The 15,552-nt window shown below is 58.2% G+C and carries 24 protein-coding genes; 13 read left to right on the forward strand and 11 right to left on the reverse strand.

What is annotated here, in order from left to right; genetic code table 11:
* Nucleotide 1: 1 nt before the first annotated feature.
* A complete protein-coding gene (locus tag ACFQE9_RS01475) occupies nt 2-316 on the reverse strand; it encodes a CGCGG family putative rSAM-modified RiPP protein (protein WP_273739186.1) in 315 nt (104 codons plus the stop codon).
* 107 nt (nt 317-423) lie between these two features.
* Here ACFQE9_RS01475 and ACFQE9_RS01480 point away from each other — a divergent pair, with 107 nt between their 5' ends.
* The 3 genes from ACFQE9_RS01480 to ACFQE9_RS01490 all read left to right on the forward strand — a co-directional run bounded on the left by ACFQE9_RS01480 (nt 424) and on the right by ACFQE9_RS01490 (nt 1,783).
* The gene (locus ACFQE9_RS01480) at nt 424-753 is read left to right on the forward strand and encodes an antibiotic biosynthesis monooxygenase family protein (RefSeq protein ID WP_273739185.1); all 330 of its coding nucleotides are present in this window, start codon (nt 424-426) and stop codon (nt 751-753) included.
* 392 nt (nt 754-1,145) lie between these two features.
* Nucleotides 1,146-1,412 (forward strand): hypothetical protein, encoded by a 267-nt coding sequence (locus ACFQE9_RS01485; protein WP_379739330.1) that lies wholly within the window; start codon nt 1,146-1,148, stop codon nt 1,410-1,412.
* 155 nt (nt 1,413-1,567) lie between these two features.
* Nucleotides 1,568-1,783 (forward strand): heavy-metal-associated domain-containing protein, encoded by a 216-nt coding sequence (locus ACFQE9_RS01490; protein WP_006667231.1) that lies wholly within the window; start codon nt 1,568-1,570, stop codon nt 1,781-1,783.
* Between the two features lie 13 nt (nt 1,784-1,796).
* Here the strand turns inward: ACFQE9_RS01490 and ACFQE9_RS15195 are convergent, their stop codons facing one another.
* Together ACFQE9_RS15195 and ACFQE9_RS01500 are read right to left on the reverse strand one after the other, a co-directional pair.
* Nucleotides 1,797-2,114: a CGCGG family putative rSAM-modified RiPP protein gene (locus tag ACFQE9_RS15195; RefSeq protein ID WP_006667230.1), complete on the reverse strand. Its 318-nt coding sequence runs from the start codon at nt 2,112-2,114 to the stop codon at nt 1,797-1,799.
* A gap of 271 nt (nt 2,115-2,385) precedes the next feature.
* Nucleotides 2,386-2,808: a hypothetical protein gene (locus ACFQE9_RS01500; protein WP_379739337.1), complete on the reverse strand. Its 423-nt coding sequence runs from the start codon at nt 2,806-2,808 to the stop codon at nt 2,386-2,388.
* Between the two features lie 128 nt (nt 2,809-2,936).
* On the opposite strand from ACFQE9_RS01500, the gene ACFQE9_RS01505 reads away from it, so the two are divergent.
* Both ACFQE9_RS01505 and ACFQE9_RS01510 read left to right on the forward strand, forming a co-directional pair.
* The gene (locus ACFQE9_RS01505) at nt 2,937-3,317 is read left to right on the forward strand and encodes a cupin domain-containing protein (protein WP_379739340.1); all 381 of its coding nucleotides are present in this window, start codon (nt 2,937-2,939) and stop codon (nt 3,315-3,317) included.
* A 2-nt stretch (nt 3,318-3,319) separates the two neighbouring features.
* Nucleotides 3,320-3,625: a cupin domain-containing protein gene (locus tag ACFQE9_RS01510; RefSeq protein WP_304450010.1), complete on the forward strand. Its 306-nt coding sequence runs from the start codon at nt 3,320-3,322 to the stop codon at nt 3,623-3,625.
* A gap of 54 nt (nt 3,626-3,679) precedes the next feature.
* On the opposite strand, the gene ACFQE9_RS01515 is transcribed toward ACFQE9_RS01510, so the two are convergent.
* Both ACFQE9_RS01515 and ACFQE9_RS01520 read right to left on the reverse strand, forming a co-directional pair.
* Entirely contained in the window at nt 3,680-3,964 is a 285-nt protein-coding gene (locus ACFQE9_RS01515) for a sulfurtransferase TusA family protein (protein ID WP_304450011.1), read from the reverse strand.
* On the reverse strand, nt 3,957-4,940 hold the full coding sequence (locus ACFQE9_RS01520; protein WP_304450012.1) for a hypothetical protein: 984 nt from the start codon (nt 4,938-4,940) through the stop codon (nt 3,957-3,959). The genes ACFQE9_RS01515 and ACFQE9_RS01520 overlap by 8 nt, the downstream gene beginning before the upstream one ends.
* A 190-nt stretch (nt 4,941-5,130) precedes the next feature.
* Here ACFQE9_RS01520 and ACFQE9_RS01525 point away from each other — a divergent pair, with 190 nt between their 5' ends.
* Nucleotides 5,131-6,000, forward strand: coding sequence for a hypothetical protein (locus ACFQE9_RS01525; RefSeq protein WP_304450013.1), 870 nt, complete (start codon nt 5,131-5,133; stop codon nt 5,998-6,000).
* 43 nt (nt 6,001-6,043) lie between these two features.
* Here the strand turns inward: ACFQE9_RS01525 and ACFQE9_RS01530 are convergent, their stop codons facing one another.
* Together ACFQE9_RS01530 and ACFQE9_RS01535 are read right to left on the reverse strand one after the other, a co-directional pair.
* On the reverse strand, nt 6,044-6,280 hold the full coding sequence (locus ACFQE9_RS01530) for a DUF2249 domain-containing protein (RefSeq protein WP_304450014.1): 237 nt from the start codon (nt 6,278-6,280) through the stop codon (nt 6,044-6,046).
* 60 nt (nt 6,281-6,340) lie between these two features.
* Complete coding sequence (locus ACFQE9_RS01535; protein ID WP_379739343.1) at nt 6,341-6,799, reverse strand: metal-dependent transcriptional regulator; 459 nt, start codon at nt 6,797-6,799, stop codon at nt 6,341-6,343.
* Between the two features lie 90 nt (nt 6,800-6,889).
* Here ACFQE9_RS01535 and ACFQE9_RS01540 point away from each other — a divergent pair, with 90 nt between their 5' ends.
* From ACFQE9_RS01540 to ACFQE9_RS01555, 4 genes are all read left to right on the forward strand, one after another.
* Nucleotides 6,890-7,276, forward strand: coding sequence for a DUF488 domain-containing protein (locus ACFQE9_RS01540; protein ID WP_304450016.1), 387 nt, complete (start codon nt 6,890-6,892; stop codon nt 7,274-7,276).
* Nucleotides 7,277-7,285: 9 nt separating this feature from the next.
* Complete coding sequence (gene ric, locus ACFQE9_RS01545; RefSeq protein ID WP_379739346.1) at nt 7,286-8,146, forward strand: iron-sulfur cluster repair di-iron protein; 861 nt, start codon at nt 7,286-7,288, stop codon at nt 8,144-8,146.
* A 240-nt stretch (nt 8,147-8,386) separates the two neighbouring features.
* Nucleotides 8,387-9,514: a hypothetical protein gene (locus tag ACFQE9_RS01550; protein ID WP_379739349.1), complete on the forward strand. Its 1,128-nt coding sequence runs from the start codon at nt 8,387-8,389 to the stop codon at nt 9,512-9,514.
* Between the two features lie 107 nt (nt 9,515-9,621).
* Nucleotides 9,622-10,404 (forward strand): class I SAM-dependent methyltransferase, encoded by a 783-nt coding sequence (locus ACFQE9_RS01555; RefSeq protein WP_083873416.1) that lies wholly within the window; start codon nt 9,622-9,624, stop codon nt 10,402-10,404.
* Nucleotides 10,405-10,625: 221 nt separating this feature from the next.
* Here the strand turns inward: ACFQE9_RS01555 and ACFQE9_RS01560 are convergent, their stop codons facing one another.
* The 4 genes from ACFQE9_RS01560 to ACFQE9_RS01575 form a co-directional block, all read right to left on the reverse strand.
* Nucleotides 10,626-11,987 (reverse strand): heme-copper oxidase family protein, encoded by a 1,362-nt coding sequence (locus ACFQE9_RS01560; RefSeq protein ID WP_006667217.1) that lies wholly within the window; start codon nt 11,985-11,987, stop codon nt 10,626-10,628.
* Nucleotides 11,988-12,171: 184 nt separating this feature from the next.
* The gene (locus ACFQE9_RS01565; protein WP_273739172.1) at nt 12,172-12,435 is read right to left on the reverse strand and encodes a hypothetical protein; all 264 of its coding nucleotides are present in this window, start codon (nt 12,433-12,435) and stop codon (nt 12,172-12,174) included.
* A gap of 93 nt (nt 12,436-12,528) precedes the next feature.
* Nucleotides 12,529-13,149, reverse strand: coding sequence for a hypothetical protein (locus tag ACFQE9_RS01570; protein WP_006667215.1), 621 nt, complete (start codon nt 13,147-13,149; stop codon nt 12,529-12,531).
* Nucleotides 13,150-13,290: 141 nt separating this feature from the next.
* Complete coding sequence (locus ACFQE9_RS01575; protein ID WP_049904002.1) at nt 13,291-13,611, reverse strand: CGCGG family putative rSAM-modified RiPP protein; 321 nt, start codon at nt 13,609-13,611, stop codon at nt 13,291-13,293.
* 149 nt (nt 13,612-13,760) lie between these two features.
* Here ACFQE9_RS01575 and ACFQE9_RS01580 point away from each other — a divergent pair, with 149 nt between their 5' ends.
* The 3 genes from ACFQE9_RS01580 to ACFQE9_RS01590 all read left to right on the forward strand — a co-directional run bounded on the left by ACFQE9_RS01580 (nt 13,761) and on the right by ACFQE9_RS01590 (nt 15,384).
* Nucleotides 13,761-14,021, forward strand: a complete 261-nt coding sequence (locus ACFQE9_RS01580; protein ID WP_006667213.1) for a DUF2249 domain-containing protein — start codon at nt 13,761-13,763, stop codon at nt 14,019-14,021.
* A gap of 106 nt (nt 14,022-14,127) precedes the next feature.
* Nucleotides 14,128-14,787, forward strand: a complete 660-nt coding sequence (locus ACFQE9_RS01585) for a helix-turn-helix domain-containing protein (RefSeq protein ID WP_006667212.1) — start codon at nt 14,128-14,130, stop codon at nt 14,785-14,787.
* Nucleotides 14,788-14,910: 123 nt separating this feature from the next.
* Nucleotides 14,911-15,384, forward strand: a complete 474-nt coding sequence (locus ACFQE9_RS01590) for a redoxin domain-containing protein (protein ID WP_006667211.1) — start codon at nt 14,911-14,913, stop codon at nt 15,382-15,384.
* Nucleotides 15,385-15,552 lie beyond the last annotated feature (168 nt).

Genomic DNA, 15,552 nt, shown 5'->3' on the forward strand with positions numbered 1-15,552 from the left:
CTCATACCTCGACACGGACGATATGACCGCCACAGTTGCATTGACAGACGTACTCCCAGTGGACCGCGTCACCGAACGTTTCCTCGAGTGGTTCGTAGAGATACGCTGATGGATGCCCGTGTGCCTCGTGAGTGACGAGTTGGACGAGAGACCCCCCGACGGTATTCTCGACCGCTGTGATCGCCTCCTCGACCAGTAGCTCTCGGTCAGCCGCGTGTTCGGGTCGTTCAAGGTCTGCTGCCCACGCGCTCCTGTGGACGTGATCGGTGACCGGTTCGGTCCCGTGATTCTCGTGATCGCTGACGGTGTCGGCCATTCTCGAAGCTACTACGGCTATGACTATAAACTCACGAACGAACGTACTCGGCACGAACATATCCGAGCGAGAATTTAGGAGACGGCGAGACTAACGGTCTCCCAGGAATGATCGTCGTTTCTAACCGGGTTACCATTCCGGATGAACGGGTAGAAACATTCGAAGAGCGCCTTCGAACGAGTTACGGGATTGAGGACAGGCCGGGGTTCCGCGGGATGACAGTCCTCGCACCCGTCGACGCGGAGGGCCACATCACCATGACGTTCTGGGAGACGAGAGAAGACTACGAAGCGTGGCGAGAAAGTACCGCCTTCGAATCAGCACACCAGGAAGCGTCCGCGGAACGTGCCTTCAAGACCGGGAATACCGTCGAGGTTCACGAGGTCGCCGTCGATCGATCGACGACAGAATCACCAGTACACGTCAGTGAGGGGTGACAGTTCCGTGTTACCCACCGTAGAGCGCGTACCCAAACGGTCGTTAGTCGGCAGGGTTCGCCAGTGTGGACGCGTTCCCACCCAATGATCGCTACAATACCGCGTCGGATCGATTCGACGACATCATCCGACCTATGGACGTGATGAGACGGGGGTGGACGTTCGGAGTCGGGTTCGCAATCCTCGGTGCACTCACCGTCATCGCCGTCCAAGGAATCGATTCAGTACTACTCGGCGCCATCGTGGGATTTTTTGTCGGGAAGGCGATTCAAAGTCTCTTCCTGACGGTCAGGGGCCCCCGGACCCAATGACAGAGTTCGATCGGTCGGAGCTACGGGATAGACTCGTTATTGCCTCAGACAAGATCCAGAGCAGCAGTAATTTGGGGACGATTGACCATCGATAACTTGAGTGAAATGGGAGATACAGAAGACGTAGAGCAGTATTCGTATCTGATCCGAACGAGACCGGGTCGGGACGAGTACGTTGTTGCCACAATTCGGAAGTACTACGAAGAGTTACTAATCGACGTCGAGAAATGCTCACATGGAGGTGAGGACGGTCTCATCATCACGGCTGTTACTGAAATCCCAATCGAGGCGATCGAGCGCATTGGGGAGGTCGAGACAGTAGATCAGCTGCCTGCCGGAACCCAGTAACCGCCCGATCTATCTGACTGTGCGACAGGCCATAGACCCGCAGTGGGCGCTGAATGCTCTCCGATAAACTAAGTGGATCTCTACGACGGTCACTGCTACTCGGAACAAATTCGTGTGAATCGTTACCACCATTCGACGGTGACTATTAAAACGATATGGACTCAATTGCCACCGTATCGGTCACCGATACTGTCTTCGAGTGCGACAACTGTGAGAACACGATCATCACCGTCTTGGAAGGAACCCCTGGGGTCGATGGAGTGACCATTGAGACGGATAATCGGGCCTTGGCGATCGAGTACGATCCCGAGACTACTAACGACGAAGAGTTACACGAAATCGTCGAGACGTGGGGATACGCACCCGAGTGATTTCGCCCTTCCGCTATTCGGATCCCGAAATCCGACGCATGACGGTAATGACGTAGCCGCCACAAGTACACCGGCGATGTCCGGTTACGGCGACGTCGGGAACTTTTGATCGCAAGGGATCGAGGAGGTAGTCCATGGGATCGCCGTGACACTCGTGGGTCACGAGGTCAACAGGGATGCCGGGGCGAGTCTCTTCGATAGCATCGATGGCCTCCGCGACGACAAGACGGCTATCATTCGCGTGTCGATCAGACTCGAGATCGGCAGCCCACGGTCGATCGTGTTCGCGGATGGTAACCGGTTCGCGCCCGTCTTCTGGGTCTACCGACATCAGTATGACCTCACCCCTGGATGGGATGGAAGCGCGGTCAACTCGGCTGGAATCGCTCGAGACATCCACATAGTCGTCGATAGCACCGAAACCTCGTGACGGTTGGTTCGAACATATACGCTGGGCTCACGGATTTCATTACTCGAGATGTCTCAATCACTGTGTTCCGTACCTTGATGAACGGTGACATGCCCAATACAACAGCCTCGTTTCGCCGCGAGTCGGGAGGTTCGATGACCAGTACATCGATCGATAACGAGGTCGGCGTCGCTCAAACGATGTGAAGCTCGTAGCCGTCGTCGACGAGTCCCGCAACGTCCGGGGCGTGTTCGGTCCCTTGGATCTCGAAACCTTCGGCCTCGACGGCGTCAGCGACCCCTTTGAACGTCGCACAGTGATCGCAGACGCCAGCAATCAGCCCCAGTTCCTTGGCGTCCTCGTATGCTCGAACCGCCGGTTCCGGATGATCCTCGATTCCGTCGAACCAATAGGTCGCCGCGCCGTCGAAGTACACGGCAACCTGGTGACCCGCCTCGTCGAGCTGACGTGCGTAGGTAAGCGGATTGGCGAATTTCCCCGGCGTCTCCGGTGAGGAAAGGAGCAGGAAGGCGTGTTTTGCCATAGACGCATCAACGTTGAATGGCCAATTCCGTGGGTATGGAGGCGAACATATCCAGTCGATCGCTGCCTCCACGAGTCGCCGGTCGGAAACATTCGGACCAAAGCTCTTCCTCTGTACACGCCAACCACCAGTCGTATGCGCGATACAGTCTCATCTCGCTCGACAGAGAGACGAACAGAGAGGCCGCCGAGGTGGTCGCTGTGACCGCGACGAACTTCGACGCCGAACGGGCCTACGACGACCGGAAGTTCAACGCCGTGGAGGTCTTCAAAAGCGAGCGAATGAAGGTTGTCTGTGGGTACTTCGAGCCCGGTCAGTTCATCCCCGTTCACGCTCCATCGAGCGACGTCGCGATTCACGTTCACTCGGGGACCGGACGCGTCCGTGACGGCGAGGACGAACACGCCATCGAACCCGGCGACGTGGTCGTCGTCGAAGCCGATACCGACCGGGGGATCAAGGCTGACGAGGATAGTCGGCTCGAAGCATTCTTGGTTTCTGCCCCGCCGCCGACGGACGCCGAACACGACCCCGTTCGCGAGGGGATCAAACAAGGAGAATTCGACCCAAGGAGTGCGTGACAATGGTTAAGATCGAATCCATCGGGGATCTGGACGGAGCGCCCCACGCAAACGTCTTTCCCGACGCCGAACCGAAGACGATCAGATTGACGCTGGATGCGGGCGAAGCGGTAGCGGCCCACGACCACCCGGACCGCGAGATTGTCCTCTATCTGATCGAGGGAGCGATCGAACTCACCCTCGACGACGAGGAGTACGACCTGAATGCGGGCGACATCGTTCGTTTTGACGGGCGCCGGGAAGTCTCTCCACGGGCAATCGAACCGAGCGTCGCACTGATCGTCCTCGCTGAACGGTCGAGCGACTGATCGCGATCGTTGATTTCGACCGCTTCGACGTATCAGCCCGGCTGGAGGAGCCGGTCAGTTCTCGTGGATGCGAAGGTACGTAGTGTACTCGGTTCTGAGCAGTCCGGTTCGATCTTTCGTGATTGCAATCAATTCGTGGGGCGTCTGTTCAGCCAGCTGTGGATACTCCGTTCGAGCACGTTTGTCAGTGCTCTTCACGACGAGGACCGATCCGTCGTCGAGGTCTTCGAGCGCTTTTTGAACGCGTACGATACCACTCGCGCAACCGCGACCCCGATTGTCTACGACCATGTCGGGAGCGATGTCCGGGTCCGTCGTAGTATCCGTGACTTCAGTCATCGGTAGACACGACGCTGTCAGTCTCCACCCGCGACGCTCCGATCTCCTCGAGGTCACAAACACCCTCGATGGGTGAACAGGCCCGCCACAGGGGGCACAGTTTGAAGATGATGACGAGTACTCCGATGAATCCGGCCTTCGCGAGAATCGCGAGGCCGATCGTCGACGTAACGTACACCGAGACGTTCAGGCCGATAGCGTCGACTGCCTGATACGCTCCGGTAAGGAAGATCGTCGGAATGACGAAGCGGACGGCCCACCGGAAGCGTTCCAGTTGCTCGGCGGCCGCGGCCACGACGTCGACCCGCGGGCGCTCCTGTCCCGACGGGACCGCCACGAAAATGTTCCAGACAGCGCCACCGATCCAGACGGCAAAGGCGAGCAGATGGAGCATCCGAACCACAGTACCAGCCGGTTCGAGACCACGCATCGCGACTTCGGCAATAGCCGTCGCGAGCAGTGTGAGCAGACCGAACGTCAGCGCGAGTAGCCCCGCTCGACTTCTGAACTGGGATTCGACTGTCCGATCCGCGAGGATAGTCCAGGCGACGATTCCAACCGTAGTCAAGCCGAGCATGGCGAGGGAAGCAACTTCGACGGTCGTTCCAAATCGGCCGACGTACCGCCAGAGTACGACGCTCCCCGCGAGAACTGTGACGATCACCGCAAGGCTGGCGATACGATCGAACCGCTCGTACATCGCTGCACAGTAATCGCGAGCACCAGTCCCGAGGTCCGCCGGACGAACGAACAGATGCTTCCAGAGCAGTCCGCCCACGAGCGTCCCCAGTGCGACGAGAAACGCCCACGTCGCGACTGCAGAGGCGATGCCACTGTCGCCGGCCAACGTGGTAGAGACCCAGCTGCCGAGCAAGGACGCAGCTACGATGATCGTGAGTGCGACCTTCGGAAGGAGGTACCGGTCAAAGAGTGCCTCCGTGGTGGGACTAGACGCGGATTGAGTGGGGTTTGACATCGTGGGGCCGCCTCGTGTTTGACATTAGGCCTGTCAAAACTAAACCTGCGTCCGGATATATTCGATACGGGCCCAGCACAACACCGCAAGACCGAATTCGCACGAGTTGATGACTGAAAATCCGTCATGTTCCCACTAGGCGAATACATCCGTGACGAAGTTTTCCTGTACGGAGTGTGAAGCCGCATATATGAAGGGAGAGGCTGGAACGTCGACGACTTCGATCAGCTGGCGGCGTCATCCGGATGTCGACGATCGGAAACCGGTCGTTCGAACGGTTCCTTATGCCGAGTTCGTACTCGAGCACCCTGACTTGGATCCGACGACACTTAATACAGAATTCTTCCCCGACGCCGTTCCGTATACCGATGGTTCGAGAGAGCGAGTCTTCTATTGGCGGTCTGCCCTCCGTGATTCGTCGCCGCCAGCTACCGACTGGTCGTTCGTGTACGCGACCACTCACGATCTCGTCGGTTGTTCCGAAACCGCTGTCGGAATTCGAGGCCTTACGACGGAACTAGCGACTGGCGTCGCGATCGTGGTCGACGGGACAGCGGGTGGCGATGCGAGTATGGCACACGTTCGAGATTACGAAGCTCCCAATCTCCGTATCGTCGACGTGACTCCCGACTCGATCCGTCTCGCGGTGGACGGTGACGACGTTGAAGTGGCAGTAGGTGGCCGACAGCGGATCGAACTGTCACCACACATCGTGGAGCGGATCAGCGATGACGAACCCGAGGAGATCACACCCGAACTGTCGGTTCGCTATCCTGGCCGCCGCGAGATACACCATCCAGTTTCGAACGCTTCCGACCGGTTGTTCCCCTCGTTCGACCTCGACCTCGCGTCGCTGTCGAATCCACTCGCCGTCCCCCTCCAGAATGGAGAGCTCGATCACGCCGCTCTCGCCACCGATCTGGGCGTCAGTCTCGAAGAGCGTCCGTATCCCGAGCGGGTCCTCTGGCAGGCGTTTGCGTATACGGCCTTCGACCCACGTCGAGAGTCAGTCCCGGATATTGGACGAACGGATGACCACCTCGTTGTTACCCCCCGTTGAGCGACGCGATAGAACCGTATGCAGCAAGAGTCTGGTCGTTCCCTCAAGCGTGTTCAATACGGACATGCCACTGGCCCGGACCACGCTGCTCAGTTTCGTACTCGAACCCGCGCTCAGTCAGGACCTCATACAGCGGTTCGGGTTCGAAACTGTTGACGAGCAACAGCGTCTCTCCCTCGGGAAGTTCGCCAAGTGCGGTCATAATCGGATCGAACGGTTGACCGTCTATCTTTCGGACATCGAGTACTTCGTCTGCATCTGTGTCTAGGTCGGCACTCATGGAACCAAATTGATGACGGGTCGTCCAATACACGACCCCGATTATGTTCGAACGAACCCGCTATGCGATGCGACACCCATCGTAGTCCTGTCTCGTCTGTCGGCAGCGTTCGATGCAGGGATGGTCGACCAGATCACGCAATCGCTTGATAGCCTCAGGAGGAAGCGTATAGCCGATTTCGTAGGACTGCTCATCGTCGAGATCCGCGGAGAGTTCCGCCTCGAAAAAATTCTCGACGACGCAGAGTCGCCAGGCGAGTTCACGAGCGACCTCGCTGCCTTTATCGGTCAGCTTCACGCCAGTGTATTTCTTCACTGTCACCAGCCCTGCGTCCTCTAGCTTCGAACCCATTTCCGTGACGCTCGCTCCGCTAACGTCCAGACGGGCCGCAATCTCACCAGGCGCCACTCGGTCGGTGTCCTCGGATAGCCAATCAATTGCCAACAGATACTGCCCCGTACGCCGACCGACGCTCGCCCCGACAAGTCCGGTGGCTGTCGAGGTGATTTCGGTTGCCATACGTTTCCGTCGACTCTCCGACGATGAAGTCTCTCTCCCGAATTCGTTCACGTGACGTCGCGCCATTTCCCTGAAGACGTCCGAATAGACGTGACCATCAAGTCCCAGGCCGATGAGGAGCTTTCTATGAAGATCATTACGAAACGGATCTACGACGACCCTGACAACGATACAACGCGGGTGCTCGTTGACCGGCTTTGGCCTCGGGGAGTTTCGAAGGAGGAGGCGCAACTCGATGCGTGGATCAAGGAGGTTGCGCCGTCCGACGGGCTCCGGACGTGGTACGACCACGACCCAGACCGATGGACGGAGTTCAAAGAGCGGTACGTCTCGGAACTCGAACAGAAGGACGACGCCGTCGAACGTGTTCTCGACGTCGCCAAGGACGATCAGCTGACGTTGCTGTACGCCGCTACTGACCGGGATCACAATAACGCCGTCGTCCTGCGTGAGTATCTTGAATCACGCGTAGATTGATCGAGGGGGATGCGCACGAATTCGAGGAGCAATATCGCCGACCCCGTATTCATGGACTTCCTACGACCGCTGGTGGCTCGTAGTCCGGCAATGTTCGGCTTCACCCTCAAGAACCTACGGACGCGATCATCACGTAGATCCGAGATGTCCAACGCGACCATTGATCCACAGCGACCGATAGGGGAACTCGCCCGTGAGGTACCATCCTACACCCGTGTTTTCGAGGCAGCGGGTATCGACTACTGCTGTGGTGGGGATGCCTCCCTTGCGATGGCGTGTAATCAGGCCGGGGTCAATCTGGACGATGTCCGCGAAGAACTCGCCGACGTCCAGACAGACGACGCTCAAGCGATTGACTGGGACGACCTCGCGGAACTGATCGACGACGTCGTCGAAACCCACCACCAGTACCTGCGTGAGGAACTGCCGGCACTGGAGGGGCTCGTCAGAAAGGTCGCTCGCGTCCACGGAGAGAACCATCCCGAACTGGAGGCGCTCCAAGCAGCATATCTCGACCTCGCGCCAGCGATGAAGGAACACATTCGGGAGGAAGAAGAGGAAGTTTTCCCGATCATCGAGAAGCTCGACCGTGGGGATTCGCTCTCCGATGCGGAACGCCGACGACTTCGGGAGGTAATCGAGGAGATGGAGGCGGACCACGAGGAAACGGCAGAACTGCTGGATCTCATCGCGGAATTAACGGACGGGTACACCGTCCCGGCCGACGCGTGTCCGAGTTACGAGAGCATGGTCGAGCGTCTCGATGCCCTCGAGCGAGACACACACGAACACGTCCACAAGGAGAACAACGTCCTCTTCGTTGAAGCGGAGACGAAACTATCGGACGGTGTAGAATCTCGAAATTCCTGATCGTCATCTCTCCTGGATGGATCTATTCGGATTCCGTACCGAGATGGATCGGACACGGGTTGCTATGGCTCCTGACTCTGCCGGAAGTGTCCCGTCTCGAACGAGGGCGACGCAGAGCAGTAGCACCGGCGGGCCGGCGCAATTAGCTTATTGTGATCGGCCTCGTCGGCAACGCTCGTGAACCGAGCTGGTGGCGTCAGTCGCTGGACGCATGCGTTTGCCGTCGCCAGCGCTCTCGGGATGGTCGGCCTCCAGACGACGTATCTGCTCGATTGGCCAATTCGATCGATCGGGTTGTTTGGGCTGCTGGGGGCCGTCCTGCCGATGACCTTCGGTATGGCGTACCTGTTGCTCCCGGCGTACGTCGGAACGACCCTCGCAACACCCCGGCTTCCCGGCGTCCACCTCGTCATCTCGTACGCCGGCGCTGCCGTACTCGTGGCCGGACAGCTGACGACCCTTCCCCGACCACTCGTCACAGCTGGTGCTAGCCTCTGGAGTCTCGGTGTCGCTTGTTTCCTGGCCGCACTGGGTGCGACAATCGTTCCTGTCCTTCGGGCGGATCCGAGCGTGGTGATCCGCAGCAGGGACCGCCCGCAACGTTCGACGCGTGCCGCCACCGCGACAGTCCCGTTCGCGATTCTATACCTAGCTATCGGTACCATCGCACTCCTCGCGAGGGCGTCAAGCATTCCGGTGATTCCCGCCACATCTATTCCCGGCGTCGTGCACTTCTACGCTGTTGGCTTCGCGGCACTGTTGATCATCAGCCTGGGCACGCGACTCCTCGTCGGTTTCTTCCACGTCGTCCCGCCACGGCCACTCACGTGGGGTGCCCTCGGTGGAGGTGTCGTCGCTCCCGCCCTCATCGCCGGTAGCTTCTGGAGGGGGCCACTGTTCCAGGTGGGTGCCGTCGTTCTATCGTTCAGCGTGATATGCTATCTCGGGATGGTGGCTATCGTCGCAGTTCGGACTGACCGCCGACGCGTTGGTCTCCTCGGCGTCCTGGCAGGCGCTTTCGCAGGGGCTGGGGGTGTATTCGTCGCCGCGACGGTTGCAATCAGTGGGGAGGACGCCTGGCTGCTCGAAGCACACGTCCCACTCGTACTCGACGGGTTTCTCCTGTTGACGATCATCGGCTATGCATACGAGTTCTTCCCGATCGGAACGGGCCAGTTCACTGGTGCGAGCGACCGTATCGGTCTCGCGACACTCGTCACACTCGGGTTCGGAGTCGTACTGCGAGCGGTAGAACCACTACTCGGCGCACCGGTGGTAGGAGACGTCGGTGCCACGCTCGGTATCGTGGGCACGAGTATCTACGCTTACGTACTGACGAGACGACTCGTTGGTATCCACGCCGGCTGAGCGGGAGTGACCGGTTTCCTCAACCGTCCATATAAGTCTGACAACTACTACTGTACAGGTTATTATAGCGTCCCAACTATCTCTGGAACCAGTGACGGTGAATCAGAATGCCTAACCCATCCGAGCATAAGCGTACTGTTCGTCGTGCGTTCACGAAACAGGCTGCTGCATACGCGGAGAACGCGTCGGTAACTGATCCAGAGTGGATTGCCCGATTAGTCGAAGCAACTGGAGTTGACTCGAGTGATCGCGTGCTCGAAGTTGCCACCGGTCCCGGCCACGTAGCATTCAGCTTCGGTGATCACTGTGCAGAGGTGGTTGGATTAGATCTAACAAAAGCCCCACTCGAGATCGCTCAAGAGAAGAAGCGAGATAGCGAAACAGAGAACGTCGCCTTCATCAGGGGTGATGCTGAGGCTATTCCGTGTCCTGCTAACTCGTTTGACGTTGTTGTTTGCCGTTTGGCGCTCCATCACGTCGAGCATCCCGACTATGTCGTTCAGGAGATGGCTCGTGTCTGTCGACCGAATGGAACTCTCGCCGTCGGAGATCTGGTTGTCAGCGAACATTCGGACCGGGCTGAATACCACAATACATTCGAGCGTCTCCGCGATCCCTCACACGTCCGGGCCCTTTCGATTAGTGAATTGATACACGTATTTACTGAACAGAGAATAGAAATAGATCATCTACGGACGGACTCAGTGGTACAAAACGTCGAGAGCTGGTTATCCAACGCACAGACGCCCGAACCGCGGGCTACGGAAGCCAGAGAAATGATTCGGAAGGATGCCGAGGAAGACCTAAGTGGGACTCAACCATTCTGGCACGACGACGAACTTTATTTCAGACAGCTAAACGGTATCGTCGCAGGCCACCTGTTGGAGTGAAGTCAATCACAAAAAAAAGCCTCGTTGAGATTACTGGTAAGTGGTCCACATCCAAGATATTCAGTATAAGTGACGGACGAACTACATGAACCTTGCCTCTGAATGAAGCGGGATGTTAGCTCTGATGAGCGGTACAATTTGCTGTACACTTTCGAGTACTCCCGGGCAAGTACGAGTCTCGGTCGAGTGCATCGATGTAGTCCGAGGAATCTTCGTGCCACTCACCGTGGGTCCTCCGACGTGGTGTCGGTCGACGAGCCCCGTGACACGTCAGGAACGAGTACACCCACGAGCCCGTTCGGACTGTGGGTTCGAATCACGGAACCCATGTTCCAGCTGAACACAAGAATGCCAGCAACGATCAAGAGACCGCCAACCCCTGCGAGGAGTGACGAGAGAGTCGTCCAATCCGCGACAATGAGCGCGAGGCCGCCGATCGTGAACAGACCGAGGTCGAGGGCTGCCAGCCTGTCGTCGTAGAGGTCGTCGATCATCGGCACGGCCTCGTAGCCGAGGCGATCGCTGTAGTGGTGCACCCAGACGATGAAGGGAACGATATGGTAGATCGTTCCGAGGACGACGAAGCCGATTACGCCGAGTCCGAGCAGGTGTGTGGCTCCCGGGGCGCCGAATCGGGTTGTCGGCGCGACCGGATCGACGATCCATACCGGAACAGTCGCGAGGACCCACGCAGCCATCGCCGCTGCCGCGACAGTGTACCGTGAGAGCATCGGCGTCCACGGGACCTGGGTTTCGTAGAGACGACGGGCAAGGACGACGCTCATACACCCGATTCCACCGAGAATCAGGAGCGCCCCCACGCGGGCGAGCGCAACGTGACCGACCAGCCGACCGGTCGCCAGAGCGACCACGCCGATCGGGTAGAATACCTCCTCGAAGCCCTGGAGGTACGTGTCGATTCCGTGGAGGTCAGTCTGGGTGAACATCGTTCCCAACTGATAGAGCGCACCGAGGACCGTCGTCAGAACGGCGCCGTAAATAGCAAGCGTGGCGTGGGCCGAGACGACATCGACGCGTGAAAGTCCAACTGGGACGAACAGCGGTCGAACGAAATCGACCGCAAGTGCCACGCCGAGAAGCGTGAGCGCCACGAAGAACGCGAGTGCGAACGCAAAGTGTCGTTCGGTCACGTCGTACCGACCGTCGATGGTGACCAGCGTCCGGGCGATGTTGTAGACGAACACCCAGAAACCGATGGCCATCAAGGTACCGAAGACCGGCGTGAGCCGAAGCCAGCCGCCGGTCAGTGCGACCGCAAAACCAACCAGTCCGATACCGACAATCCACAGTTGGACGGTCGCGAGCCGGCGACTGTGGAGCGTGACGCCGGACCAAACGGGCACGAACTGGGTCATCGCACCCATAATCGTGATACAGACCCACCCCGCCAGCAGCAGGTGAATGTGAGCGAGCGGGAGGAGCCCCGATCCTATTCCGAAGGCGTTTGCTAGGCCGGCAACTCCCCCGAGAAACAAGAACCCGATAGCCACGACGAAGTGTCGTAACGGGACGGTCATCGGGGGCTGCTTCTCCGTCTCCAGGTTCCCAGGAACGACACTCATCGTCTACGCTTTCGTGATGGACCTGTGAGTCGATGCCTCCGAATATATTCAGTCACAGCTGCGTATCGGCGGTCGTACGGACCAACGCCATCCGTCGCTTCGCTAGCGGCGAGCATCCTACTGGTCGTCGCCTGCTATCGCTGTATACGTCGCCGTTGCGTTCGAGAGATGGTGTCGCATTCGATCACTCCCTCATATACTCGCGTGCGATCGTCTCGGCCTCCGAGAGATCCTCGGTAATACCGAGTTGCCGGTTGTCAGTACCCTGGACCCGAACCAGAAACCGCCAGCCTTCGAACGAATTGGGTTCTTGGATGTCGTTGATGTAGATGGTCCGATCGCCGTCCGAATACGCGATCCGAGTGTAGTCGCGCTCGATGAACGAATCACGATACTGCTGTTTGTGTCGAAGTTGCCATCCTTTGGGGAGCGTTTTCGTCACTGCCATGTTGAATCATTGGTTGGGTGGGGAGGTCAGTGTCGATGCGAAAATGTTCATGCTACTGCCCCCGATGTGGGTACCGTTACCCCCGCCTTCGTCTCAGAACGGTGCCTGAGGACCGCGGCTGGTCCCCTCCTCCTTCATCGCGCGCTCCATCGGGTTTGAGCCGACTTCACGGGCTTCGGTCGGTTCGGCTTCGGGGTCGCCCTCCTCAAGGAACGTCGTTTCGAGTTCTGCGAGTTGTTCGTTGATCGCTTCGCTCTGGTGGTGCATCGGCGCCGCCCGGACGCGAACGAGGTCGTACTCGTGACGATCAGACAGGCCGTTCCAGGCCCTGAACGATCCGATTGTCAGCGTGTGCGTCTGCGGACAAAATGGCGTCGTGGGGGTGAATTCAGCCCGCAAGACGCTATCGATGTCGTCGGCGTCGATGGCGTCGTCAACATCGGGTGATTCCACCGCATACCGATACCCTGCGCCGGGATGGCGCGTATCGAGGTTCAACCGTGCGAGGTTATAGTTGAACGTCATGTCGTATACCTTCCGCTCCTCAAAGAGTTCACGCGTCAATCTGTGGAAGATGACGTGGTCCAACCCAGCCAGGATATTGTGTTCGTCGAGAAACGGCCCTGGCATCGGGACGTTATCGGAGACGAACTCATCGTAGGGATCGAAGAGCTCGTCGTCCTCGCCGCCGAACGGAGATGGGAACCCAGGCATAGGTAATCGTACGGTCCCGGGGAGCGTGGTTGGTTCTCCGAATATATTCAAGCGAGTATGGATTCGGACAGGAAATGGGGAGTCACTTAGTCTTCGTTTCCAGAGAAATTGAGCCGGTCGAAAGATCCCTGCTGACGACCGCTACGAAACGTGAACTCTGACGACGTGTCCCCCGCAACCACACTGTTCTATGTATTCCCACTCCACGTCGTCACCACCTTCGCTCTCTAATACGTCGTAGAGGTAGCCCTCTGGATGACCGTGGTTGGCGTGTGTGACGAGGTTCACGTGGTTGCCGGGGGCGGTGTGTTCGATCGCCGAAAGGGCCTGGTCGACCACCAGTTGCCTATCGTCGGCGTGTTCCGGTTTCTCGAGGTTCGCTGACCACGAGTTGTCGTGAATTCGGTCAGTGACGGGCTGTGCGTCGTGGTCGTGGTCGTGGTCGTCGTGGGTACTAGACATAGTTTCCATTCCGATATACGGGGGCAAATGCGATAAATACCAGGCCGATTCCCACGTATCAATACCAGGACGTGATCTTCCCTCGTCCATCGGACCTCCTGAATAGATTCGGGTTAAGGTGTTTGCCTATCTCGCCCTGACGAGCAGTTATGCCAGAGATTGCTTCGTACGTGGAGGAAGTCGGAGCACCAACTGACCGACCGACTGAAACCATCGATGCCAGAGAGCTACCGCCGCCACAACCACTGAAGAACACGCTCGAACGGCTTGCTGACCTCGACGACGAGGTGGTACTCGTCCAGCGGAACGACCGCGCACCCCAGCACCTCTATCCGCAACTGGACGACCGGGGCTACACGTACGAGACGATCGAAGGCGACGAGCAGGTCGTCACCGTTATCTGGCGATAGTAGCGTTTGTTCAGAGGAATCTCCTCGGGATCGATTTTGGTCGCACAGTCACTCGCACATGTTCGGAGATGCTTTTAATAGCTAACCGATTTTAGGTTTACCTAAAATGGTGTGTGCTTCACTGACCCTGACGATCCCGAAGCGAACTTGGATTGGTACCGTCTCACGAAACCATCCTTCAGCAGAATTTCGTGTTCGATCTGCTCAGTCTGCCGACGCCGTCGGCGTTGGATTCGTCGAGCTACTGGCAGAGAAGCCAACGGAGATTATCGAATCGATCCGGTCGTTCGACCCTGTACACACTGTGGAGGTGTTCCACCAAGAGCCGAATCGAGCTCTCCTCCAGATCGAGGCGGACAAACCGATTCTCTTGGACGTTCTCGACAAAGCGGGCGTCCCAGTGGAGATGCCCTTCGAAATCCAGAACGGCCAGGTCGAATGGAAACTGACCACGACGCGAAACAGGTTATCGACGCTTGGGTCGGCGCTGGATGAGTCGGAGGTCGGATACGTCGTCGAGCACATCCACGCCAAGCCTGAGTTCGATCGAATCCTGACCAACAAGCAGCAACGACTGATCGAAGCTGCCTTGAGACGGGGATACTACGACTCCCCACGACAGTGTACGCAGGAGGACCTCGCAGCGTCACTGGACATGGCGAAGTCGACGTGTTCAGAGATTCTGCACCGCGCCGAGGAACGAATTGTCAAGTCGTTCGAGCGCGGAACCGAATCAGACCGTACTGCGCCCCGACAGACCGCCTAACGGCCACCTCACAGACATCTGCTTTTCTGACCCGTGCTGGCAGCAGATGTACTCCTCGTGAGGAACTCACACAGAGTATGTTCGGGCCGGCATTTTTCACCCGACGGCTCGAAGTGAATCTCGATGGTTTCCCAAGGAGACACTGCACCGACGTTCACTGCAACGCTCGGCACGAGCGACCACGAACCGTTCAACTTCGAAGATCACATCGGTACTGATCCAGTCGTTCTCGCCTTCTTCCCTGGGGCGTTCACACCTCCGTGTACGAACGAGATGGTCGCGCTCCAGGAGCGAATCGATGAGTTCGGGGAGGGTGGCGCAACTGTCTTCGGCGTGAGCGCCGACTCCCCGTTCTCTCAGGGTGCGTTCCGCGAGGAACACGGGATCGAATTCGACCTCGTCAGCGACATGGCCGGCGACGCCATCCGGGCATACGATCTCGAAATCAACATCGAGCCGCTCGGGCTCTACGACGTCGCAAATCGGGCGGTGTTCGTCGTCGACGAGGACAGGACGATTACCTACGATTGGGTTGCCGACGATCCGACGAACGAACCCGACTACGACGAACTGACCGAGGCTGTAAGAGCCGCGTAGTGTTCGGATGAATCTGGACAAATTCTGATTTCCACTCACGGTTACAGTCCTCAGAAATGGACTCACAAATTCTCGAGTACCTATGTCTGATCAAGGTCACCGAGTAGGTCGTTCATATGCTAGACGCCGACTGCAATCCGGACGGGCGAATTCGAAAATCGATGGTTT

Source organism: Halopenitus salinus, assembly GCF_042662125.1.
In the GTDB taxonomy this organism is placed as follows: Archaea; Halobacteriota; Halobacteria; order Halobacteriales; family Haloferacaceae; genus Halopenitus; species Halopenitus salinus.